Raw genomic sequence first — 24,522 nt, forward strand, 5'->3', positions numbered from 1 at the left:
TTTATATGTTTATTTCAAAACTATGAAATTCTCCAAGCAATTCTCTTTGTACGAATCCGAAGCGACGCACTTTATCCAAAGTTTAAAAAGCGCTAATCCTAAGTTGGAACAAGGGCAACGTGATGGTCGCGCCCTCCTCTGGGACAAAGCTCCTTTGGATCTCAACGTGCAAAAAGACAATCAGGAATCAAGCGTTCCACAGCAACCCTACGTTTATCAAAACAAGGCATAAGCCTGTTCCTGCAGATAGCCTGTGAGCACAAGCGCACTCCCCCCAATTGATCTTCCATTAGTCGGCGCGACAGACAGTACGCCGGACGTGGTTGACGGCTTGGCATTTGCCAAGTTATATGGGGAACCGCTATTTAAGCTACCGAATGACCTCTACATTCCCCCAGATGCACTGGAAGTTTTTTTAGAGGCATTTGAGGGACCGTTGGACTTGTTGCTGTACCTAATACGCAAACAAAATTTCAATATTCTCGATATTCCGATGGCGCAAGTCACCTTGCAATATCTGAAATATGTCGACCAAATACGCAAACATAATCTAGAACTTGCCGCCGAATATCTGTTGATGGCTGCCATGCTCATTGAGATTAAATCTCGCATGTTGCTACCATCGACCAAAAGTTCTGAAGGTGAAGAGGCGGAAGATCCGCGTGCTGAACTGGTGCGCCGTTTGTTGGAATATGAGCAAATGAAGCTGGCGGCTTATGATTTGAATGCCGTACCGCAGTTGGGTCGTGACTTTTTACATGCGCAAGTATTTGTCGAACAAAATACTATTTTGCATTGGCCACAAGTTGAATTAGCCGATATTCAAGCAGCCTGGGCAGATATTCTAAAACGCGCAACTCTGGTGGCGCATCACAAGATTAGTCGCGAAGAACTCTCAGTGCGCGAACACATGTCCGGCATTTTGCGTAAATTGCAATCAGCAAAGTTTGTAGAATTTTCTGATTTATTTGATCCTTCGCGTGGCGCTCCGGTACTGGTCGTTAATTTTGTCGCGTTGTTAGAACTCGCCAAAGAAACACTGATAGAAATCACTCAAGCAGAAGCCTTTGCACCAATTTATGTCCGACTCGCCTATTCGCCGAGCTAAGATCGCTTATCAATCGCGTAAGCAATCAGTCCTAATAGTCCCATTAGCCCCAATAGCCCCAACAACTAACGAATATATTTAATTTCTCACTATGAAAATCATTTCATCCATCGAAGAATTGCGCGATCACCTGAGCGGCCAATTGCGGACGGCATTTGTACCTACGATGGGCAATTTACACGAAGGTCATTTATCGCTCATGCGTTTGGCAAAAAAGCATGGCGACCCTATCGTCGCCTCGATTTTTGTTAATCGCCTCCAGTTTGGTCCAAACGAAGATTTTGATAAATATCCACGGACTTTCCAGGCTGACGTCGAGAAATTAGAAAAAGAAGGCGTTTATATTTTATTCGCACCGACGGAAAAAGATCTGTATCCAGAACCGCAAGAATTCCGCGTCCGTCCACCAGACGATTTAGGAAATATCCTCGAAGGTGAATTCCGTCCCGGCTTCTTTACCGGCGTCACAACGGTTGTATTGAAATTGTTCTCCTGCGTGCAGCCACGAGTTGCGGTGTTCGGTAAAAAAGATTATCAGCAGTTAATGATCGTCCGCAATATGAGCAAACAGTTCGCGCTGCCAACAGAAATCATTGCTGCTGACACCTATCGTGCTGATGACGGGTTGGCCCTCTCATCACGCAACATGTACCTATCAGAGGCTGAGCGTGCTGAGGCGCCGGCTCTCTACGCAGCATTAAATCAGGTAGCCAACGAAGTACGGAGTGGCCATCTCGATATGTTTGAATTGGAACGCAATGCAATGGCAAAGCTGGCTGGTCGCCAATGGAAGCCAGATTACATCTCGATCCGCAAACGTGCCGATTTACAGCCACCGTCAGCTGGTGATTTAGCGCAAGGGGCACCTCTGGTTGTGTTAGCTGCAGCCAAATTGGGGAACACTCGTCTGATCGACAATCTGGAAATCTGATTGATGTTGCGCAATTTCACCATTGCACTCTTGCTGTCGGCTGCCGTTATTCACGCGTCAGCCGCGGCAATCAGCGTGAAGGACGATGCGCAACACACAATCACGCTCACGCAACCAGCAAGAAGAATTATTAGCCTCGCGCCACATGCGACTGAATTATTATTTGCAGCAGGGGCTGGCGATGACATCATCGCCGTCAGCGATTACAGTAATTTCCCTGAGGCAGCAAAAAAATTACCCTCAGTTGGTAATGTCTTTGCCTTAGATACTGAACGATTAATGGCTTTCAAACCCGACCTGGTTGTCATTTGGGGCACGGGCAACGCAAGAGCCTTGGCGAATAAATTGCGAGGTCAGCATATCACCGTGTTCGAGAGTGAGCCGCGTAATTTCGAGATGGTGGCGACGTCCATTGAACGACTATCGATATTAGCAGGCACTGAAACCATCGGCAAATCGACAGCCAGCGGATTTCGCACGAGGCTCGAGGATCTCCGTAAAACGTATCGCCAACCCGATGCATCAAATCCCATCAGAGTGTTTTATCAAGTTTGGAATAAACCTTTAATGACGCTCAATGACGAACACATGATCTCTGCAGCAATTCGTTTATGCGGTGGTTCGAACGTTTTTGGCAAGTTAAAGGAACTGAGTCCAACCATTACAACAGAGGCTTTACTCGCCAGCAATCCAGACGTAATCGTGACAGGCGGAGAAAACACGGATGCACTTAATGAATGGCGTCAATTTAAGGCTCTCACTGCAGTAAAGCAAAACCGCTTGATTGCAATACCCGCCGATTTGCTTAATCGTGCAGGACCTCGCATCCTCGATGGCACAGAAGCGCTTTGTAAGCAATTGGCAGTTGCGAGGGGGAAGTAACGTCAGTCGCAAAAAACACAAACACAGCGATATATTTGTCTGCGGTCTCAGCACGCTTTTTAGATTGCGGTGATAATGGCGTATGTGGCCGCAAACGCGGCCTCCTTTTTTTGGGATGCAGTAATGCGTAAAGGCATTTTTCTCGCCGCTTCGGCCTACACTATCTGGGGTTTATTCCCACTCTATTTCAAAGCATTGCACACGGTTCCTTCCTTAGAAATTTTATTGAACCGAATGTTGTGGTCGCTATTATTTCTGGTTATCGTTCTGAGCTGGCGTAAGCAATGGGGATGGCTTGCAAGCGTACGACGCCAACCGAAGCTCATCGCCAGTTTTACGATCAGCGCGTTGTTATTATCGGCTAACTGGTTTATCTACATCTGGGCAGTCAATGATGGCAAAGTGATCGATGCCAGCTTGGGTTACTTCATGACCCCCTTGGTCAACATTCTAATCGGTGCAGTTTTACTGAAAGAAAGACTGCGAAATGGACAGTGGGCAGCAATTGCATGCGCCGCCTTCGGCGTCGCATGGATGACGTTCCAGACCGGACATTTGCCATGGATAGGCCTGGCTCTCGCTAGCACCTTTGGCACATATGGCCTACTAAGAAAGACAGCAGCACTTGGCGCACTGGAAGGATTGTCGCTAGAGACGGCCATTTTCTTTCCATTCGCGTTCGGCTATTTGTCCTGGCTCACCTACCATGGACAAAACGCGCTAATTACGACAGGTGTTGATGTCAAAATATTGCTCGCCTTGAGCGGGCCGATCACCGCTATTCCGTTATTGATGTTTGCCGCCGGTGCAAGGCGCATTCCGATGACGACGCTGGGTTTATTGCAATACATCGCACCATTGGTACAACTTTTGTTGGGAGTATGGATGTTCAATGAAACATTAGACGCCCATCGATTGATCGGCTTTGTTGCGATATGGGTTGCTTTGATCATCTATTCGGGCGAAAGTCTGTGGATGAATTTCAGCTCTTTTAAGCAACAACCTTAAAACAAACAGGGAGTATCGGCATTTTTAGGCCATTACATCCTTACTAATAAATGAGGTTAAAATATACTCCCCAGGGGTATTTTTTTAATAAAAACCACACATTGTGTCAATCCGTGCACACTCCAAAAACCTGATTTTGGGTTTCATGGTAAAGTAGAGCCTTCGCTAGGGGTCCTGGAACGATGTTTCCGGGTGAGAGAGTCCCTTGAACCTGATCTGGATAATGCCAGCGAAGGGAAGCGCAAAGTCCACGCCTTTATTCCGTTCATGCTTTGTTTGCTCCCTCGCTGCCATTTCACGATGCGCACAAAGAGCAAACCATGACACATCAAAGCCAACAACAATCCCATCGTTTTTTTCTGAAATTTCAGCCGCTCCTCATCGCCGCTGCAATCACGCACCTAATTTGCATGTCAGCCGCCCATGCCGCCGCAGATCCAGACAATGGCTTGCAAAATCCAACACAAGCCTTACAAGAAGTTGTCGTCACTGGCAATAAAACCACTGAAAAAGCCGCTTTTACCAAAGCCGCTGGTTTTATCGAAGAAAAACTCGTCGACACACCGTTTTCGGTGAATGCCTGGACAACCCAACAACTACAAGACCTGCAAATCCGTTTAACCACTGACGTCATGAAATACGATGCCAGTGTCAATGATGCCTACAATGCGGTCGGTTACGCTGAGCAATTTTCAATCCGCGGCTTTCAACTGGATAACGAATATAGCTATCGTAAAGACGGTTTTGCGATTCCAGGTGATGCACCGATCCCTCTTGAAAATAAGGAAACCGTCGAAGTCCTGAAAGGAATATCGGGCTTTCAGTCTGGCTTTGCAACACCCGGCGGTATTATCAACTATGTGACAAAACGCCCAACAAACAACGACCTGCGCAGCATTACAACCAGTATTTCTGAACGCGGCACCTTATATGGCGCAGTGGATCTGGGCGGCTTGTCGAATGATAAGCAATTTGGCTATCGGATTAATGTAGCGGAAGAACGTCTTCGTTCTTATGTGATCGGCGCTAATGGCAATCGCCAATTCATTTCGGGTGCATTTGACTGGCACTTATCGACACAATCATTGTTGGAATTTGATGCTGACTATCAACACCGTGCACAAATTTCAGCGCCTGGTTTTCAGTTATTCAATGGCACAGATTTACCGAAAGGTATTACTGCAGACATGATGCTGAACAATCAACCTTGGTCAAAACCGGTCGATACTATTGATAGCAATATCGGTGTGCGTTATGAGTACAAACTCGACAACGCATGGACTGCCAGCGTTGCCATCAACAAGCATGAATTTAAACGCAACGACTACACGGCATTTCCGTATGGCTGTACTTCGGGAAATATTCCATCCGGCTACTGCGCGAACGGCGATTATGATGTCTATGATTACCAAAGTGTCGGCGAGGCCAAGTCATCGTGGGGTAGCCAGGCATTGTTGAGTGGTAAATTCAGTACCGGCAGTTTTGAGCACCAATTCGCCACAGGTCTCAGCGATTCTCAGCGTAAGGACTTTTTTGGTGCTTATGTTTACGATCTGGTCGGCACCAACAATATCTTTCATCCAATTGCGGTTGGTCAATCTAGTAATACCACTGGTGCAGTATCACTACAAAGAACTGATAAAGAGTGGTCTGCATTCGTGCAAGATGCGATGAGTCTTAATGAAGCATGGACACTTCACGCCGGCATTCGCCGTCTTCATATCGATCGTACCCAACTCGGCGTGGACGGCTATCAACATAGTTATTGGGTTTCAAATCTTGCACTGGTCTACAAGCCTGCGCAAAACACCTCACTTTACACATCATTTGCCCAAGGCTTGGAACACGGTACGGTTGCGCCTTTTGGGACGAATAATCAAAATCAAATGCTCGATCCAGCCAGATCTAAGCAGATTGAATTTGGCGTTAAATCGGATCTCAATCGTGATCTGAGCGTAAGCGCAGCGTTATTCCGAATTCAAAAGCCACTGGTTTATATTGACGTTGATAATAACTATGTAAAGAACGGTACGGCACAACATACTGGCTTGGAACTAACAGCACTGGGAAAAATCACAAGTCAACTGAGTCTGGGTGCGAGCATGACTGCGCTAGACGCTATTCAACAAGATACGGGCGACATCACGCAGGATGGCAAACGGGTACTGGACGTTCCAAAACTAAAAACCACGATCTATGCTGACTATGCCGTTGCTGATCTTAAAGGCTTAAATCTGAACGCCAGTTGGCAGTATTCAGGTAACAAAGCATACACGCCGGATAACGCCGTCATTGTGCCCGGATACCAAGTCTATAACGTCGGTGCACGTTACCTTACCCGCGTCGGCAATACGACAACGACCATTCGTTTTAATGTCGACAATGTCCTGAATAAATTCTACTGGCGCGATGCGACGCAAAAGCTGGGCGGTTATTTATTCCCGGGAGCGGCACGGCTATATAAACTGTCGGCGCAATTTGATTTTTGATTTGGTTTCTATGTTGGCGGGTAGCACCCGCCAGATTCAAACGCCGACTCTACGGCAATATCACTTTTGACTTTCACCACTTTATTCAACACCTTATTCAACACTTTAAACACAGCAATTTATTCACCGTGGAAAATGAAAAAAGAAGCTTTTTTTGTCTGAACGCAGCGAGTTTCAACACGGATTTTTAACAAGCCTTACATTCTCAACGTACAATCTCAACGTACATTCTCAACGTACATTCTCAATGCTAAAAAAAAGGAATTCAGAGGGCTGAATTCCTTTTTTTTCTTATCGAAGCAGTCTGCTAAACGTTCGCCCTGACTAAAAAATCAACGCCAATTTCGCGCCAGGATTCAATTTCTTTTTGCAACCAGTAAGCGACCGTCGGATGCACCGTCACCCAGTCACGTCGCATTTCTAATTCAACACTACGCTTCATTTTTAACCGTATATCTTCATAGTCGATTTCGGCACGAGAGTGCATCAGCATGACAGAAAGTCGCAACGCTAATACGGCTTTGGCGAAATCGGGGTCTACCAAGGCCTCGCCCAATTTACGCAAATTGCCTTTTTGGCTCAGAATCAGCTTGCTCATGATGCGCTGCTCACTGGTCGTAAAACCCGCCATATCAGCGTTTTCTATCATATAGGAACCGTGTTTATGGTAACCAGTGTGAGAAATTGCCATCCCAACTTCGTGCAGCCGTGCGCTCCATAACAATAAGCGCATGTAGGTATCGGACGCTGGCTTCAGCTGTTGGTATAAGGATTTCACCATATCCACTACACGATTAGCGCGTGATGCATCGACGTTAAAGACGCTGGCGACTTTTTGCACTGAGACTTCACGACGGTCACGTTTCGTAGCACGCAAATACAGATCCCACATCACGCCCATGCGCAAACCTGCCTCAATCGGAATCAACACTTCAATATTAAATTCGGTCATCAGACCAATGAGAATTGCTAACCCCCCTACGACCATCGCCACACGCTCAGGCTTAATACCACTGAGTTCAAGATCACTGATCTTGCCGCACTGAACGCAATATTGTTTGAGTGCATTCAAACTGACCATGGTGATTTTCCCATCACCCAAGCCACCTTTGATAATGGCATCAGCGATCGCCCTCATCGTCCCTGACGACCCGTACGCTTTGCGCCAGTGTTGCGGCTGATAAGGTGGCGAAGAGTCTTCAAACATCGAACGTGCCGACAAAATTGCCGCCTCAAAAGCAGCATCAGTCAGGCGCCCATCAGGGAAAAAGTTCGCACTGGTTCTTACCGTGCCAATGCTAAATGATTCGACTTTGACAATTTCGTGGCCGCGTCCCAAAATAACTTCAGTCGAACCGCCGCCGATATCCATGACCAAACGTCGCTCACCTGGAACAGCCACCGCATTCGACACGCCCATGTAGATCAGACGACCTTCTTCCTCACCTGAAATTACGTCAATCGGATGCCCGATTGCTGCTTCCGCTAGCGGCAATAGAATGGCTGCATTCTTTGCAATACGAATTGTATTTGTAGCAACTACGCGTAAATTATCCACAGGGTAAGCATTCAGAACCTCGCGAAAACGACTCAGGCAATCAATTGCACTCTGCATCGCCTCTGGTGTGAGGTTGCCGTTCGCATCAAGTCCAGCGGCCAATCTGATCGGTTCGCGCGCGCTTTTAACAACGCGAATCGCATCGCCTTCATGGCGAGCAATATGCATCCGAAAACTATTCGATCCCAAGTCAACTGCGGCCAGCATGTTTGCTATCCTTTTAAGGTGATACCAGTCAATATTTTTAAGACAGAAAAATGATACTAATCATTTTTTATGACATTGCAATGACGATCACTTTCTATCAGGTCGTTCTTCTTTACCGTACCAGTCAATTATGTCTCAATGTGGCACAAAAAACCGCTCACGCATACCATCCAGACCAGTGGTACCTAATATTTCAGTCAACCGCTCTGCCGGACGCTTAGCAGGTGTGCCTTTATATTCCGCAATGATGAGTTCATTTTTCATCGAATGCTCCCAACCAACTAACTCAGTTACCGTCACCTGATAACCATGGGCTTCTAACTGCAGGCAGCGTAAGACATTCGTAATTTGACTGCCAAATTCGCGCGTATGAATCGGATGTCGCCACATTTCAGATAAGGGATTATTACGAACCGCATCGCCTTTATTTTTACGTAACGCCGATGCCACCTCCGCTTGGCAGCATGGCACCAGTACCATGAACCTGGCTTTCTTCTTCAATGCAAATTGAATGGCATCATCCGTTGCTGTATCACAGGCATGCAATGCCGTCACGATGTCGATGTGCGATGGCAATTGTTTAGAATCAGTCGACTCAGCCACCGATAAATTGAGAAACGACATTCCTGGAAAATCGAGGCGCTGAGCAAGTTCAGTTGATTTTTTGACCAATTCATCGCGCGTTTCTATACCGTATATATGTGCTTTGCTCTGTGCTTGCGCTGATTTAAAAAACAAATCGTACAAAATAAAACCAAGATAAGATTTACCAGCGCCATGATCGACCAGGCTAATATCCGCATGCGATTCTTGCAATTTAAGTAACAATGGTTCAATGAACTGATATAGATGGTAGACCTGCTTCAGTTTGCGGCGGCTATCCTGATTCAATTTACCGTCACGTGTCAGGATATGCAATTCCTTGAGCAACTCAACAGATTGTCCAGGCCGTATTTCGTGTTTTTCCGGCGTGGGTTGCGCCGCTGGCGGCAGCTTCTTTGAAGAGTTTTTTTTCATGTTACGGTGCTCAGTCATATTTGAATGGTGAATCAGTGCGGAAACAAAAAAGGACACAGGCTGACACCTGCGTCCTTCATTTCATAGGCCATGGCTGACATATCGAGCCATTTCAAAAAGAGTGAACAATCGGCCTCCGTCACGTCTCTCTGCTGCGCCAATTCGAATGCCAATTATCCGTAATTTAGATGCCTGAGTCAACTTAAGTCCGCTAGCGTATGAGTGCCTTTACCTATCAAGGAATTAAGCTTCAATAGCCCCGTTCGTTTGTGGTGTATTTGTGGCCTGTTGCGACTTTACCATTACAAGCCTGATCCAGAAGGTCGTACCAATATCGATTTGGCTATCAAAGCCGATACTACCGTGCATTTTTTCGATTAAATTTTTACTGATATGTAAGCCTAAGCCGCTGCCACCATTGATTCTGGTGTTCGAGCTATTTTCCTGGGCAAACTGTCCAAAGATTTTTTTCTTGAATTGTTCTGAAATCCCTGGTCCTGTGTCGACGACGCTAATCTGATAGTACTCGCCAAATTGATCAAGCAGTATTCTTACCAATGGTGGCTCGCCAGAAAATTTAACCGCATTCGAAATCAAATTGGTCAGGATCTGCATTAGGCGCCCTGCATCTACGTCAACAATTGCGCTACGCAACGTCGAAATAAATTCTAGTTCGATGAGGTACTCACGGGCATATCCTGCATTGTTTTCTATTACCTGCAAAATGAGAGGAATCAAATCATGTTTTTGCATATCCATGATCATCGCACCAGACGCCAGTTTATTGATATCCAAAATATCATTGACGAGACCAATCAATCGAACGGCATTCCTATGCGCTACCACAACCAATTTTTTGGGCTTTTCTTCGAGGCGTCCTAGCACTTCACTTTCTAATAAGCTCAATGAACCACGGACCGACGTCAAAGGGGTGCGTAATTCGTGACTTACCATCGATATAAATTCAGATTTAATGCGATCCATTACGCGTTGCTCTGTAACATCTTGCAGTGTCGCAATCATCCTCGCCTCACCCTCCGAACCGTACTCTATCTGCCCTAAAAAGCGTACAAAAATTAATTTCCTGGTTAGCGTATTTACTTCAAGTTCGAGATCAAATGATTCGCCGGTCGCAATCATATGGCCAATCTTGTTTTCAATAACAGGACGAGCTTCTGGTGTAAAGAAACGCATAATTTCGTCAAAGGTCGGTTGCGATCCCTCTGGCATCTGGTAGATGACGCAACTTTGTTCCGACCACTGCACTTCTTGCGTTTTAAAATTCAACTCCCAGGCGCCGACACCGGCGATACGGGCGGACGATTTCAATAAGGCATCATTCCGTCGCAACTCGAGCTCGATATTCTTTCTTAAATCGAGTTCAGCCTCCCAGGATGCCTTAACCGCCTGCAAATCTGCGGTCATCGCGTTAATCGCTTGCGCCAATTCACTTAATTCATCACCGCCCTCGACATCAAGTCGAAAATCAAGACGACCACCAGCGATTACGGTTGCACCTTGATGCAAGGTTTGAAGGCGGTCACGCAACAAAATAGCGGTAAATCTAAGCGTAAAAATAGCCAACGCCACTAAGATCAAAATGCCAATAGAAAGACTGAACATCAATTGCTGATACGCCGAATCAACATGTTTTTCGCTAGCGACTTGCAATTCATCAATGAGATCTGAAACAGCAACATCTTTTAATAACATCTGACTCACTAAGCGAATCTCAAATTGATGATCCGCTTCCAACCATGAGCTGGCGGCACTACTTCGACTTCCATTCAATACAAAAATACGTTGAAAAATGATCTCGCTGTCATTCAGCTTTTCAATTAAGTCCTGAAGCTTTTCCTGGTCACTTTCACGCAAACTTTCAGAGCGAATTTTCATCACCAGAGAAATAAATTTCTCCTGACGTTGTGACCACAGTTTTTTTGTTGCGGTTTGTTTGAATAAGAAATATTGATCTCGCTGAAAAGCTCTGTCGGAAACAATTGCATGCAAATTCCAAAGCATCAAATTGTATTGCTTGACGGTGTTGTAACGTGATACTGAAAAGCCAAGCAATGCCAACGCAAGCGCGAGGCCGATTAGCAAAAAAATAGAAGCAAAGCGCAAACGAGACAAGATTCGCATAGACTACGACCTGATTTTGACTGCGTCGGGTTTAACTTCTTTGAGCGCATCAAAATAGATATGCGCTAGAAAATCTGGCTCCTTGTTTGGTTTCACCAATTGATTCTGCTCTGCCCAACGCGCCTCATCGTCCAATGTGATAAGCAGTGAGGGTGCCAAAGACAGCTTAAACTTAAATTCTGGCCATACTTTCTTTACTAATGCCAATGGCACGCCTGTTCTGCGTGACATAATTTCTTGCGCCTCACCCGGATGATTTAGATTGAACTCTTCCGCTCTCAATAAGGCGCGCAAAAGCAATTTAATGACCAAAGGATGCGCTTTGACGTAATCAGGTTGTGACACGAGATTATAAGATTCGGTGTATAACTCCTTATCCGAAAATACGACGCCGTTATAGCCCAACGTATCTGCAATTAAACTCAATCTGTAGTTCCAGATCGAGAGCGCATCTACACGCGCTTCGACAATCGCTTGTTGCATTTCATTGGGCTGCAAATTTACTGCTTCAATGTCACGCATCTGCAATCCATGGGCCGTCAAAATGGTACTCAAAAAAAACTCTGCTGACGTTCCTTTGGGGTAGCCGATGCGTTTTCCTTTCAAATCCTCTGGACGATCGATACCCGCATCTCTTCTCGCTACCACGCCATTATTTGTATTCGCAGTAACCACGTTAGCGAAGATGGAAATGTCGCCACCATTCATAACGTGGTACATGATTGGCGTCTCAGCCACCGTTGCGATGTCATTATTACCTTTTAACATCGATTCCATGGCAAGTTTGCCTAAATCATAAGGCGTGGCATCGATGCGCAAGCCCTCTTTTTGAAAAAATCCCTGATCAAGGGCAATCTGTATTAAGGCACTCTGCGGCTGATTGGTGTAGGCTAATTTAACGGTTTCAACCGCCTGCGCAGCCGGCTGTGGCTGATCGCAAGCACTTAAAACAAAGAAACAATAGAAGAAACAAAAAGTGAGAGCAGCGACAACCCGCATACATTAACTCCATCATCAAACAACATAAAACGAAGAAAATACGGTAGCAAAGTGAGCAGAGTGTTTCAAATCAAGAACAGCATACAGTTCATTTAAAAATCACAAAATGGCGTAAATAATGAACAAATGCCCTGAGCAAAAAGCGAGTAGCACCATTCGGCATATATTATTCACCAGTCTCGATTCTGGAAGTTTTTTGGGTATGTACTAAGTTATCAGCTGAGTTATAGCCTGAATTACAGCCTGAATTACAGCCTGAGTGACAGCCTGAGTTATAACAATACCAAATAAACAAATAATTTCAAGCACAAGTTTGCAACTCACAAGGCTGTCGTGCAGCAATGACTCATTTAGATTATTTAGATGATTTAGAGGGTAGCTTCAGAAAAAATTGGAAAAAAAATTGAAAACAAAAGCAAAAAGCCAACCCGTACGGATTGGCTTTTTGCTTTTGTTTTGGTAGGCCGTGCGGGATTCGAACCTGCGACCAACGGATTAAAAGTCCGCTGCTCTACCAGCTGAGCTAACGACCCAAAACCTGCTAAAAATCTAAAAACTTAGTCGCAACTTAAGCTTATTTTGTATTCGTGGTAGGCCGTGCGGGATTCGAACCTGCGACCAACGGATTAAAAGTCCGCTGCTCTACCAGCTGAGCTAACGACCCGAAAGACCGAAATTATATGGCGTTTCAGACCCTCTGTCAATCCCTGCTTCAGGATTAAATCCTTATGCCTGTTACTTCAGCGAGCTTAAGCGACTCTTGGCTGCCTGTGCGGCTTCCGTACCAGGATATTGATTGACCAAGGCTTCAAGCGTTTTCTTGCTGGCAGACTTATCTTTAAGCTCGGTGTAGCAACCAGCGATATTGAGCATTGCATCCGGCGCTTTTGGGTGATCGGGATAGGTTTTGACGAGCTGCTGCATCGCCGCTATCGAACTCTTACAGTCACGCTGAGCATAAAATGAATTACCAAGCCAATACTGCGCCGATCCTTGATAAGCGGATTGCGGATATGCGGCGATAAAACTAGAGAATGCCGGCGCTGCATTTTTGTAGTCGCCATCCTTAAACAGGGCCATCGCATTATCAAACGCACGTTGCTCACTCACCTCAACTACTGCCTCTTTTCCATCGATCGTCATCCGCTTCGGTTCAATTTTCCGAATACGACTATCCAGATCGACATAAAAATCTTGCTGACGCCGCTGGGTATTAGCAATGTCGTTTGCTAAAACTTCAATTTGTCCACGCAATTTCGCAATTTCCCCACGTAACTGCTCATTTTCATTGGCTAAATCTAATGCGGTACTTTTATCTGCTTTAGCGTCGTTAGTTTTATCCACACGAACATTGACCGCATCCAATTTGGCGCGTAAATCCAAGATGGCTTTACGTGCTTCATCATCATCAAAAATGCCGGCTGAAGCCAAACCTGGTGCTAACGCTGCCATCATTGCAGCAACGAGAATGGTGGTACGGAAAGAGATAAGTTTCATGGCGATCAATTTTAATAAGGCCGAAGGGAATGCCCCCCCGGCAGGACTACATAGCGACAATTCCGGACAAATTTAGTTTTCGTCAAACGGTCAGGATAGCAGTGTAAATTTTGAAGTCTGCGATAGAAAGACGCCGGCCCATTGATGGAAACCGGCGCGTGACAATCTCAATACAGACTATCTGTTCTATAACTCAGTCAAACACAACAATTATTGATAAACGACATCTGCACGACGGTTTTCAGCCCAAGAAGCTTCATCATGTCCAGTCGCTTTTGGCTTTTCTTTACCAAGAGAAACGGCTTCGATTTGTGACTCAGGCACACCTAACAAACTCATCGATTTACGGACTGCTTCAGCGCGTTTTTGTCCCAACGCCAGATTGTACTCACTGCCACCGCGTTCATCCGTGTTGCCTTGGATCAGAATCTTACGAGTTTTATTGTTCACCAAATATTTGGAATGATTTTCAACCACAGATTTATAATCGTCTTTCACGATATAGCTATCAAAATCAAAGTAGACGCTGCGTTTTGCCAGTACACCTTGTGGATCGTTTAATGGATCAACAGAACCTGTCACCACCGTAGCAACGGTATTTGTTTCAGCTTGCTTCGCTGGCTCTGTTTTGACTAACTTTTCTTCAACCGGCGCTTTTTTTTCTTCCAGTGGCACCTTGGATGCACAAGCGGTCATCAACACGACGCTGGAAATCATTAAAGCAATAGTTTTGGTTTGGGATGTGAAGCGCATATTCTCTCCTGGTAAAAGTGAGTAAAAATTATTTCATGAAGGGGCCCCATGTGGGCTCCCGAATATCTCCGGCTTGCACCGTCAATCTTTGTTTTACTTTGCCATCAATTGAAACCACCGCCAATGCAGCCCGGCGGCCAGATTCCGTTGCATACATAATGTAGCGTCCGTTTGGCGAAAAACTAGGTGACTCGTCTTTCGTTGTATCTGATAGGCGTTGTTCTTGTCCGCTCGCCAGATCCAATGCATATAACTGGAATTTACCTTCGCGTCGTGAAATATACGCCAAAGTATGGCCATCTGGTGAGATCCGCGGCGTGATGTTATAACTTCCGTTAAATGTAACCCGTTTTGGTTCGCCACCGTTCACGCTCATACGATAAATTTGCGGTCCACCGCTGCGGTCACTTAGGAAGTAAATGGATTGTCCATCGGCAGAGAATTGTGGCTCAGTATCAATACTGCTACTACTAGTCAACTTTTTCAGACCCGTACCGTCCGCACCCACGGTGTAAATTTGCGTCAAACCATCACGTGACAACGCAATCGCCAGACGAGTACCGTCAGGAGACCACGCAGGTGCCGAATTGCTTCCTTTGTAATTAGCGACAACGCGGCGCTCGCCCGTGATGAGGTTTTGTACCCAAATGACAGGCTTCTTGGCCTCAAAAGAAACGTAGGCGACTTTCGTCCCGTCGACCGACCAAGCCGGCGAAATAATCGGCTCATTGGATCGTAACGCAACCCGCACCCCCTCACCGTCTGCATCAGCAACTTCGAGCCGGTACTCTGAACCAGATTTGGTGACGTAGGCAATGCGCGTAGAAAATGCACCTCGAACGCCAGTTAGTTTTTCATAAATATCGTCTGCAATCTTATGCGCCGTCAAACGAGTATTGACTGGCGGGGTAGCAACTGCAAATCCGGACAAAGTGGAAGACTTGATGGTGTCGAGCAATTTGTAGCGCACATCAAAACGACCGTCTGCGAGACTTTGAACACTGCCAACCACCAAAGCCTCAGCGCCACGTTGTTTCCATTCATCATAATTGACGGGCGTCGTTTCGGTGATTACTGCACCGGTATCGATGATTTTAAAATAGCCGCTGCGCGACAAATCATCTTTGATGATGTGCGTGATCTGCTGCGGGGTCAACGCTTCATTAGCAAATGTCGCAATGGCGACAGGAATCTGTGTAGAGCCAACACCTGAAACCTCAACCCGCAACTGCGCATACACCGGTGCTGCACTGAGGAAACTGAACCCGGCAACCACAGCGACACCCATCGAAATTTTTTTTAACGTAGACATCATTGCTAATTACTCTTCTTTCATTTTGTAGTGCAAATCCAAGCTAGTCGCAGCGGCGCCGGAACTATCACGCGGGAAAGGCTGCGCTTTCTCGATACCTTTTGCTACGGCATCGTCAAAGCCTTGTATTCCAGAAGACTTCAACTTGCGAACCGGCCCACGCAAATACCCATCAGGCAGCAATTCAATTTGATAAACAACTTCAGGGTTTCCAGCGATCGTATCCGAAACATTGTAATTCGTATTAGACCGAATTTTCGCAGCAATTTTCGCGCCATAACTTGGGTCGCCACGGTTATTGCCCGTTGACCGCGCTGCAGTGCCGTTGCCGCCACTTCCTGTCGCGCCTGCCTGTGCAGCCATGCGTTGCATATTTTCTTTAAACAACTTATCGCTCGCCGCTTTGTCTTTGGCCTGTTGCGCTTTTTGGTCTGCTAATTTCTGCTTCTCTAGCTTTTCTTGCTTGAGTTTGTCTAATTCTTTATCTTTTTTCGCTTGCAGCTCTTGTTCAGCAAGACGCTTTTTTTCTAACTCTTTCTCTTTTTCCTTCTTGGCTTGCAACTCGCGCTGTTCTTTACGCTGTTGTTCAGCCAATTCTTCCTGACGCTGTGCTTCTTTTTGTTTCTCAAGGCGTTTGCGCTGCTTATCTTGCTCAAGAGCGATTTCAGGATCTATTTTAGGCGCTTCTTCTTTTGCAGTTGGCACTGGTGTCGCTTCGACGGGCGCCGCGATTGGTACCTGCTCGGCCGCGACAGGCAGAGGGGCAGCTTCGCGCATTGTCAAATCCCATACTTCGGCCTCGACAGCTGTTGGGGTCGAGTTCTGCCACCTGATACCGACAAAGAAAAACGCCAGCAGCAGTAAATGCACCAGCACCGCAAGCGTAATCGCTCGTCCCTGACCTGATTGATACTGCTGAGAATAGAGACGTCCTGGAATAGAAACTTGATTCATAAGTGTATTAGATTCGCCAACGATGACTTGGTTCCGAAAAAATGAAAAATTTTAATGATGGCGCTGTCATTATAAGCTCGCGATGCGTCAAATTATAGGCCGCTTAATGGCCACTCTTCAAACTACACTGCCGATATTCAAATAAATCCCCGCCTTTAAACACAAGCATTTATTGTAAAAAACAACACATTTTCATCATTTCATGCTCACTTTCCAGAAACAACAGCAACAAGCTTGCAACATTTATCGCGAATCTGTCTGTTCGATGTCTGTTCGATAAATAAGAAAAACACTATCCGTGTAGAATTTAAATACGGCGCTTTTTACTTGTGTTATGGCAAGGTAAAACGCAATTATCCCAGCAAGTTATATGAAGGCTACTCGTAAAAATAGTACCGAATTGTACAATTTGCCTCTAATGCGACGCTGGAGAAGATTTGTTTAGGTCATTTACTTAAAAAAGAATTCTATGAACACCACGACTGCGACATCAACAAGCTTAAAACAACTCAAAATTGACCGTGGCCCAGGTAGCCCTGGCAAAAAGAAAAAAATAGGCCGCTGGCTCATTCTTGCCGGCGTGATCATCGTCGGCATTGGATTTATATTGAAGCCAGGAAAAAACGAAGTACAAGTGACGTCTGTGATCACCACCTATGCTTCTCAGCAATATGCCCAACTGACCGCTTCCGGTTACGTCGTTGCTCAAACTCGCGCAGCAGTCGCCAGCAAAGCCACGGGGCGTTTGGTGCAATTAAATGTTCGCGAAGGAAGCCAGGTAAAAAAAGGTGATCTATTAGCCCAACTTGATGCCAGCGATATCATGGCAGCGAAAACCCAGGCGCAGGCAAGCATCCGGCAAGCAGAAGCCGGTGTCGCTCAAGCGAATGTTGAACTCATGAATGCGGAAATAGAACTCAAACGCAGCCTGGGCCTTCAAGGCCAGGGTTTTATTTCTGCGCAAGCGATCGATACCGCAAAAAATCGTGTTGCTATGGCTAAAGCCGCTTATCAATCCGCCCAAATGGGTGTCGGCGTCGCACAGGCTGTTTTAAAAGTTCAGCAGGTGAACCAGGACTACACAGAAATTCGCGCCCCATTTGATGGCGTGGTACTGGTAAAAAATGCCAACGTTGGCGACATCATTACGCCATTTTCAAACGCAGCTGGTAGTCAAGGAGCCGTAGTTACGATGGCCGACATGAGCACTTTGGAAGTGGAAGCGGACGTGTCTGAGAGTAATCTGGCCAAGGCGCAAATTGGCCAGCCAGTCGAAATTACTCTCGATGCGTTGCCAGACACCCGTTTTCTCGGCAGCATCGTCAGCATCGTCCCGACTGTGGATCGCGCCAAGGCAACGGTCATGACAAAAATTCGTTTTGCCAAACTCGACCCAAGAATTTTGCCTGAAATGAGTGCCAAGGTGACGATATTGTCGCAAACGATTACGGCAGCGGATCAAAAACCTTTGCTGGCAATCAATCCCAAAGCGATCATTGAACGCGACGGAAAAAAACAAGTTTTCCTCATCAAGGACGATAAATTAGAGGATATTGTCATCAATACTGGTCGGAAAATTGGCGATAACATTGAAGTCACTGGCAACTTAAAATCAGGAGACAAGTTAGTTCTATCCCCGTCCGATAAATTGAAAGCGGGCGCTCAAGTGGTGGTTGGAAAATGAGTGAATTTAGCCGGGCGGACACGGACAATATACTGATCCGCATTAAAGACCTGAATAAGTCTTACCAACGGGGAGGTCAACATATTCCCGTCTTGGAAGGTGTAAATTTGGACGTTCAAAGTGGCGAATTTATTGCACTGATGGGTCCTAGCGGCTCAGGGAAAAGTACCCTGCTAAATTTAATCGCCGGAATCGATAAGCCAACTTCAGGCAGTATAGAAATTGCTGGCGTGAATATCGCCCGATTAAGTGAAGGTGAATTGGCAGATTGGCGTGCTGCAAACGTCGGGTTTATTTTTCAATTTTATAATTTAATGCCAGTGTTGACGGCGTTTGAGAATGTTGAGTTGCCCTTACTTCTCACGCACCTGTCACGCGGACAACGTAAGCAGCATGTTGAAGCGGCATTGGCAATGGTGAGCTTAACAGACCGGATGGATCATTACCCAAACGAATTATCAGGTGGTCAGCAGCAACGTGTCGCCATTGCACGTGCATTAGTAACCGACCCGACCCTGATCGTCGCCGACGAACCGACGGGTGATCTGGATCGCGTGACCGCCGGTGAAGTTTTAGATTTATTGGATGAACTACATACGGATTTGGGAAAAACCATTGTGATGGTAACGCATGACCCCAAAGCAGCCGGACGCGCCAAACGTTTAGTACACCTGGAAAAAGGTGTACTGGTACCTGATAGTGTCATGACGTCTGGGGCACACTAGGCTTATGTTCATTTTACGATTGCTGTTAAAAAATGCGTTTCGTCACCGCTTGCGTACCATTTTGACCATGGTAGGTTTAGTGGTCGCGATTTGTGCGTTTGGCTTATTGCGCACCATTGTTGATGCCTGGTACGCTGGCGTCGAAGGGACTTCCAGCGTCCGTCTAATCACTCGCAACGCTACATCACTCACCTTTCCGCTTCCACTCAATTATGCAGAACGCATCAAAACAGTAGAAGGTGTCACGGGTGTTAGTTGGTCAAATTGGTTTGGCGGTGTGTATATCACTGAGCGAAATTTCTTTCCGCAATTTGCGGTCGACGCTGCCAGTTATCTTGCACTCTATCCTGAATATGTTTTAAAAGATGACGAAAAGAAAGCCTTCTTACTCGATCGCCAAGGCGCGATTGTCGGTCGCAAACTGGCGAATCAATATGGATGGAAAATCGGCGATCAAATCCCCATCAGAGGCACAATTTTTCCTGGCACCTGGAATTTTAATCTGCGCGGCATCTGGGATGGCATTGACGCCAAAACAGACGAATCACAATTGCTTTTTCATTGGCAATATCTGGCGGAAACAGTACGCAAACGTCAGGCATCGACGGCGGATTATGTCGGCGTCTATGTCGTGAGGATTAACGAACCAAATAATGCACCGATGATTTCTGAACGTATCGATACTTTATTTAAAAACTCGTTAGCAGAAACCTTAACCGAAACTGAAAAAGCGTTTCAGTTAGGCTTTGTCTCAATGAGTGAGGCGATTTTAGTGGCGATTAATGCCGTCAGCATTGTGATTGTCGTCATTATCATGGCCGTTATGGCCAACACCATGATGATGACTGCGAGAGAACGCATTGCAGAATACGCGACCTTGAAAGCATTGGGATTTTCACCGGAATTTGTGATCAAATTATTGTTTGGCGAGAGTCTGGTCATCGCGCTGTTGGGTGGCGGCTTAGGTTTGCTCGCAACGATTCCGATTGCAAATGCATTTGCCAAATCGGTAGGCACACTGTTTCCGGTTTTCCGTGTTTCTGAGACTACGATGCTGTTCCAATTTCTCGCAAGCGTCATCGTTGGTGTGGTCGCCGCAGCGTGGCCAGCGTGGAAAATGAGTCGTATTGATATTGTGAATGGTTTGAGGCACGTAGCATGAAATCGACGCATTTTTCAATTCCTATTTCTTACATCGCCAGAAATTTATGGGTGCGCCGCTTCACCACCTTGCTGACAGCGGGCGGTATGGCTTTAGTGGTATTTGTATTTGCGGTCGTATTGATGATGAGCGAAGGCATACGTGCCACGTTAGTCGCCACAGGACAAGCCGATAATGCACTGGTATTGCGTAAAGGCGCAGGTGCCGAAATCAATAGCGCCATCACACGGGACCAGGCAGCCATTATCGAGAGCTTACCTGGCATTGCGACGGACGAAAAAGGCCAGGTGCTCTTCACCAAAGAGCCCGTCGTCTTAAATAATCTGGCCAAACGCAGTAATGGCAAGCCAAGTAACGTCACTATGCGTGGCAGCTCTTTGGCTGGCCTGATGTTGCGGCCTGAAATGAAGATCGTGCAAGGACGTATGTTCCGCCCGGGAACATCAGAGATCATTGTCGGCACTGCCATTGCCAAAGGTTTTCGAGGGACGCAATTAGGTGAAACCTTGCACTTCGCGCAGCGTGACTGGATTGTTGTCGGAATTTTTGATTCTGGTAAAACTGGCTTTGATAGCGAAATTTGGGGAGATGTGGATCAGATGATGGCAGCCTTCAGACGCAATGTGTATTCAACGATCGTCTTCCGCTTAGGCGATCAAAGTGAATTTGAAAAAATCAAAGCCATTATTGGCGATGATCAGCGACTGCAATTAGATGTCAAACCGGAAATTCAATTTTATGCGGAACAAAGCGAGTCCCTGGCGACTTTCATTCGTATTTTGGGCTTAAGTTTATCGATTATTTTTTCCATTGGCGCGGTAGTCGGAGCAATGATCACGATGTTTGCCGCGGTCGCACAACGGGTGGGTGAAATTGGCACATTACGTGCGCTGGGCTTCAGACGTGGTGCGGTACTCATTGCGTTTTTGCTGGAATCTTTATTACTGTCATTTGTGGGCGGCTGTATCGGTTTGTTTGCCGCGTCCTGGATGCAGGCAGTGGATATTTCGACGACGAATTTTCAGACGTTTAGCGAGCTGGCATTTCAATTTAAATTGAATGTCGAGATCATTATCAAAACCTTGATATTTTCATTGTTCATGGGTTTTATCGGTGGTTTTATACCGGCATGGCGCGCAGCGCGGATGAATATCGTCGACTGCTTGCGTGCTGCTTAAGCACGATTGAAGTGATTGCCGTACAGGTCTATTTGACATGATGTCATTCAATAGACTTGTACGGACAAAAATTACCTAGCCGTGATATTCAAGGCAAGCTTTGCAATTAATTTCTACTTTTTTCGACCGCGTGCAATTCTTGCGAACGATCTTTCGACTGGTCTGCATTCATAAAACTATCTGAGGTTGGCACTTTGAGCTCGACAGCGGAAATAGTCGCTATTTGAGCGTGGCCTGTCAGTAATTGCAAGGCAAGTACATGGCCGCCGCTGTTATGGTCAGCTGATAAAAAATGCCAGTGGTAACCAGGTACGTTAAAACCCTTTACAAATGCAGGACTACGAAAGCCGATCAATTGCCCTTTCGTGGCGCCAATTTTAAACACTGACTGCGTTTTAGAGACTTCTGCCAGAGGCTTGTAAGGCTTATCTTGCGGATAAATGGCGCGGGTTGTCATGCCATCAAATTCACCCTCGATGCGGATCGCATAAAACAGGTTTTTATTGACCAGGCTGGCATCCAACTTTGCCTCGAGTTCTGCCAGCGTTTTGGCGTCGGACAAGTCTACCCTGGTGTCAGTTTTAAAATCGGTCACGATCGCCAGCGGTGAATGCTCTTGTGGATTTGCAAGTTCGACTTTGCCGCTGCCTTTCACTTTGAAGAAAACGCCATCTAACAAGATCATTTCGCCGTCGACACGATTGTAAGTACCTATGCCAAAATTGCCGTGTTTTGCTAATTCAGAGACGGTGATGTCACCCTCGTAAGCACCAGCGAGCAAAGCATCGATAGTTGAATATTGGTATAAACGCGACTCATCTGCCTTGGCCATTGGCACCATGGTCATGGCAAATAAAGCGACGAGAGAAATGTGTTTGACGGCAGTTTTCATAGAGAGAAATAATCGAAAAAGTAGAAGGAAATTGCAGAAGCAGACAAAAATGCAAGACAAAATACGATGCAAAATACGAAGCAAAAACCAAGAAATACGCTAAGCGCCGTCTGAGAATTTGTTTCATTATGATTAATATTTAACTTTTAGACAATCTTCAATCGTTATGACTGTTGGGACTGTGCTTGTGGCGATGCTTACTGCGATGCTTACAGCGACGTTGGTGGCAATGTTTGTGCCTGTGATTGAGACTGTGATTGAGACTGTGAATGTGATTGTGATTGTGAGAGGAGAGAATCAATTAATACCTCCTTGCAAACCTTCTCTCTCCCCATCACGATGACTATTTGGCGGTTTAAAGCGCCTGTAACGCCTGCAGCAATGGGATGCAAGCATCCGCAATGCGATCGATGCTTTTTTCACGCAAGGCCGCCAGGTCGGGTTTTAATTCACTTTGCAAACCCGCCCATTGAAGCAAAGCATGACAGGCATCAGGATGATCGAAAAGCCCATGCAAATAAGTGCCAAGGATCAAGTCGTCCGGGGAACGTGCGCCCTCATCGTCGCCGTTGATTTTAAAAGCGGGTAAAGTGTCATTGCTGGCGTAAGTGATACCCATATGGATTTCATAACCCATGACAGCAACCGGCACATCGGTAAAGGCGCAGGTGCCACTAACCTCTTCCAGACGTTTCTCGGCTGTAAGTTCGGTCGTGATATCCAGTAAGCCCAGACCTGCTGACTCACCTGGCGCACCTTCCACGCCGTGCGGATCACTGACGATCTGCCCCAACATTTGATACCCCCCACAGATACCAATCACCTTACCGCCGTAACGTAGGTGTTTTTCGATCGCAGCTTGCCAACCTTGTTCCTGCAAAAATGTTAGATCAGCTCGCGTATTTTTACTTCCGGGAAGAATAATCAGATCGGCAGCAGGAATCGGTGTACCGATGCTGATGAATTGCAGATCGACGTCCGGGTGAGCGCGTAAAGCATCAAAATCAGTATGATTAGAAATACGCGGAATGACGGGAACGATGATCTTGAATTTGCTATTTGCCGATTGGCTGGATTGACTGGACTGAATTGCATCTTCGGCATCGAGTTGCAAGCCGTGCAGATACGGTAACACCGCCAATACAGGTTTCCCGGTTTTCTCTTCCAACCATGTCAAACCCGGTTCTAGCAGGCTGATATCACCGCGAAAGCGATTAATCACAAAGCCAACAATACGCTTTTGCTCGGATTCAGAGAGGCAAGCCAAGGTACCCAAAAAGTGCGCGAACACACCGCCACGATCAATATCGGCCACCAGTATCACCGGGCAATCAACCGCTTCGGCAAAGCCCATATTGGCCATATCACGCTCACGCAAATTGACTTCTGCGGGGCTACCTGCGCCTTCCACAATAATCGCGTCATAGTTAGATTGAAGACGCGCATACGATTCCAACACGGCGCTCATCGCAATGGATTTATATTGATGGTAGTCGCGCGCGTTCATGTCAGCGCGTACATGACCATGAATAATGACTTGTGCCCCGGTATCAGACGATGGTTTCAGTAGCACCGGATTCATATCCGTATGCGCAGGCAAGCCAGCAGCCAGCGCTTGTAAAGCTTGTGCGCGGCCAATCTCACCACCATCAATCGTCACTGCGCTGTTGAGCGCCATATTTTGTGGTTTCAGCGGCACGACGCGCACACCTTGCCTGTACAACAAGCGACACAATGCCGCGACGACGGTGCTTTTACCCGCATCAGAGGTGGTGCCTTGCACCATCAAGGTTGAAATTTTCATGATTTTATTTTTTGCGTCGAGGGAGCGATTCCTCGTAATAGTGCTTGCGATCGTGCTTGTGATCGTGCTTGCGATCGTGCCTGTAATTTTTTCGATAATTCTTAAATTGCGAAATAATTGAGGGTCATTGTAGGGACGCAACGTAGATGAAGCAAATGATAAAAATAATACTCCTCTACAGTATTATTTTTTACCTCATCATATTCCATGATAATTAGCA

20 protein-coding genes, 2 tRNA genes and 1 riboswitch are annotated in these 24,522 nt (G+C 46.4%); of the genes, 10 read left to right on the plus strand and 12 right to left on the minus strand.

The features are described 5' to 3' along the window. The first annotated feature begins 22 nt into the window (after positions 1-22). The 6 genes from ACO0K1_RS00960 to ACO0K1_RS00985 all read left to right on the plus strand — a co-directional run bounded on the left by ACO0K1_RS00960 (position 23) and on the right by ACO0K1_RS00985 (position 6,418). Positions 23-232, plus strand: coding sequence for a DUF3460 family protein (locus tag ACO0K1_RS00960; protein ID WP_423021952.1), 210 nt, complete (start codon positions 23-25; stop codon positions 230-232). Positions 233-253: 21 nt separating this feature from the next. After that, complete coding sequence (locus ACO0K1_RS00965) at positions 254-1,108, plus strand: segregation and condensation protein A (RefSeq protein WP_423021953.1); 855 nt, start codon at positions 254-256, stop codon at positions 1,106-1,108. Positions 1,109-1,199: 91 nt separating this feature from the next. After that, positions 1,200-2,039, plus strand: a complete 840-nt coding sequence (gene panC, locus ACO0K1_RS00970) for a pantoate--beta-alanine ligase (RefSeq protein ID WP_423021954.1) — start codon at positions 1,200-1,202, stop codon at positions 2,037-2,039. A 3-nt stretch (positions 2,040-2,042) separates the two neighbouring features. Continuing rightward, a complete protein-coding gene (locus ACO0K1_RS00975; protein WP_423021955.1) occupies positions 2,043-2,921 on the plus strand; it encodes a cobalamin-binding protein in 879 nt (292 codons plus the stop codon). Positions 2,922-3,044: 123 nt separating this feature from the next. Further along, positions 3,045-3,929 carry an EamA family transporter RarD gene (rarD, locus tag ACO0K1_RS00980; RefSeq protein ID WP_423021956.1) on the plus strand — a complete coding sequence of 295 codons (885 nt, stop codon included), beginning with the start codon at positions 3,045-3,047 and terminating at the stop codon, positions 3,927-3,929. Positions 3,930-4,086: 157 nt separating this feature from the next. Continuing rightward, positions 4,087-4,184: riboswitch (TPP riboswitch) on the plus strand. A gap of 65 nt (positions 4,185-4,249) precedes the next feature. Beyond that, entirely contained in the window at positions 4,250-6,418 is a 2,169-nt protein-coding gene (locus ACO0K1_RS00985) for a TonB-dependent siderophore receptor (protein WP_423021957.1), read from the plus strand. Between the two features lie 307 nt (positions 6,419-6,725). Here the strand turns inward: ACO0K1_RS00985 and ACO0K1_RS00990 are convergent, their stop codons facing one another. The 10 genes from ACO0K1_RS00990 to tolA form a co-directional block, all read right to left on the minus strand. Then, positions 6,726-8,183 carry a Ppx/GppA family phosphatase gene (locus ACO0K1_RS00990; RefSeq protein WP_423021958.1) on the minus strand — a complete coding sequence of 486 codons (1,458 nt, stop codon included), beginning with the start codon at positions 8,181-8,183 and terminating at the stop codon, positions 6,726-6,728. A 135-nt stretch (positions 8,184-8,318) separates the two neighbouring features. Continuing rightward, positions 8,319-9,200: a class I SAM-dependent methyltransferase gene (locus ACO0K1_RS00995; protein ID WP_423021959.1), complete on the minus strand. Its 882-nt coding sequence runs from the start codon at positions 9,198-9,200 to the stop codon at positions 8,319-8,321. A 243-nt stretch (positions 9,201-9,443) separates the two neighbouring features. Then, positions 9,444-11,342 carry an ATP-binding protein gene (locus tag ACO0K1_RS01000; protein WP_423021960.1) on the minus strand — a complete coding sequence of 633 codons (1,899 nt, stop codon included), beginning with the start codon at positions 11,340-11,342 and terminating at the stop codon, positions 9,444-9,446. Between the two features lie 3 nt (positions 11,343-11,345). After that, positions 11,346-12,341, minus strand: a complete 996-nt coding sequence (locus ACO0K1_RS01005) for an ABC transporter substrate-binding protein (RefSeq protein WP_423021961.1) — start codon at positions 12,339-12,341, stop codon at positions 11,346-11,348. A 457-nt stretch (positions 12,342-12,798) separates the two neighbouring features. Then, positions 12,799-12,874 (minus strand) — tRNA-Lys (locus ACO0K1_RS01010). A 55-nt stretch (positions 12,875-12,929) separates the two neighbouring features. Beyond that, a tRNA-Lys gene (locus ACO0K1_RS01015) sits at positions 12,930-13,005 on the minus strand. Between the two features lie 71 nt (positions 13,006-13,076). Then, a complete protein-coding gene (gene ybgF, locus ACO0K1_RS01020) occupies positions 13,077-13,838 on the minus strand; it encodes a tol-pal system protein YbgF (RefSeq protein ID WP_423021962.1) in 762 nt (253 codons plus the stop codon). 210 nt (positions 13,839-14,048) lie between these two features. Next, positions 14,049-14,591: a peptidoglycan-associated lipoprotein Pal gene (gene pal / locus ACO0K1_RS01025; RefSeq protein WP_423021963.1), complete on the minus strand. Its 543-nt coding sequence runs from the start codon at positions 14,589-14,591 to the stop codon at positions 14,049-14,051. 28 nt (positions 14,592-14,619) lie between these two features. Beyond that, on the minus strand, positions 14,620-15,903 hold the full coding sequence (gene tolB, locus ACO0K1_RS01030; RefSeq protein ID WP_423022068.1) for a Tol-Pal system beta propeller repeat protein TolB: 1,284 nt from the start codon (positions 15,901-15,903) through the stop codon (positions 14,620-14,622). A gap of 9 nt (positions 15,904-15,912) precedes the next feature. Further along, the gene (gene tolA / locus ACO0K1_RS01035) at positions 15,913-16,857 is read right to left on the minus strand and encodes a cell envelope integrity protein TolA (protein ID WP_423021964.1); all 945 of its coding nucleotides are present in this window, start codon (positions 16,855-16,857) and stop codon (positions 15,913-15,915) included. Positions 16,858-17,326: 469 nt separating this feature from the next. On the opposite strand from tolA, the gene ACO0K1_RS01040 reads away from it, so the two are divergent. From ACO0K1_RS01040 to ACO0K1_RS01055, 4 genes are read left to right on the plus strand one after another with little or no spacing between them, the layout of a single operon-like run. Then, complete coding sequence (locus ACO0K1_RS01040) at positions 17,327-18,541, plus strand: efflux RND transporter periplasmic adaptor subunit (protein ID WP_423021965.1); 1,215 nt, start codon at positions 17,327-17,329, stop codon at positions 18,539-18,541. Next, positions 18,538-19,266: an ABC transporter ATP-binding protein gene (locus ACO0K1_RS01045; protein WP_423021966.1), complete on the plus strand. Its 729-nt coding sequence runs from the start codon at positions 18,538-18,540 to the stop codon at positions 19,264-19,266. The genes ACO0K1_RS01040 and ACO0K1_RS01045 overlap by 4 nt, the downstream gene beginning before the upstream one ends. A gap of 4 nt (positions 19,267-19,270) precedes the next feature. Then, positions 19,271-20,428, plus strand: a complete 1,158-nt coding sequence (locus ACO0K1_RS01050; protein WP_423021967.1) for an ABC transporter permease — start codon at positions 19,271-19,273, stop codon at positions 20,426-20,428. Then, entirely contained in the window at positions 20,425-21,606 is a 1,182-nt protein-coding gene (locus ACO0K1_RS01055) for an ABC transporter permease (protein WP_423021968.1), read from the plus strand. The genes ACO0K1_RS01050 and ACO0K1_RS01055 overlap by 4 nt, the downstream gene beginning before the upstream one ends. A 106-nt stretch (positions 21,607-21,712) precedes the next feature. Here the strand turns inward: ACO0K1_RS01055 and budA are convergent, their stop codons facing one another. Beyond that, positions 21,713-22,498 carry an acetolactate decarboxylase gene (gene budA / locus ACO0K1_RS01060; RefSeq protein WP_423021969.1) on the minus strand — a complete coding sequence of 262 codons (786 nt, stop codon included), beginning with the start codon at positions 22,496-22,498 and terminating at the stop codon, positions 21,713-21,715. A 355-nt stretch (positions 22,499-22,853) separates the two neighbouring features. After that, positions 22,854-24,284, minus strand: coding sequence for a cobyric acid synthase (locus ACO0K1_RS01065; RefSeq protein WP_423022069.1), 1,431 nt, complete (start codon positions 24,282-24,284; stop codon positions 22,854-22,856). Between the last annotated feature and the right edge of the window lie 238 nt (positions 24,285-24,522).

Origin of the sequence: Undibacterium sp. SXout20W (assembly GCF_049340285.1) — a bacterium.
In the GTDB taxonomy this organism is placed as follows: domain Bacteria; phylum Pseudomonadota; class Gammaproteobacteria; order Burkholderiales; family Burkholderiaceae_D; genus Undibacterium.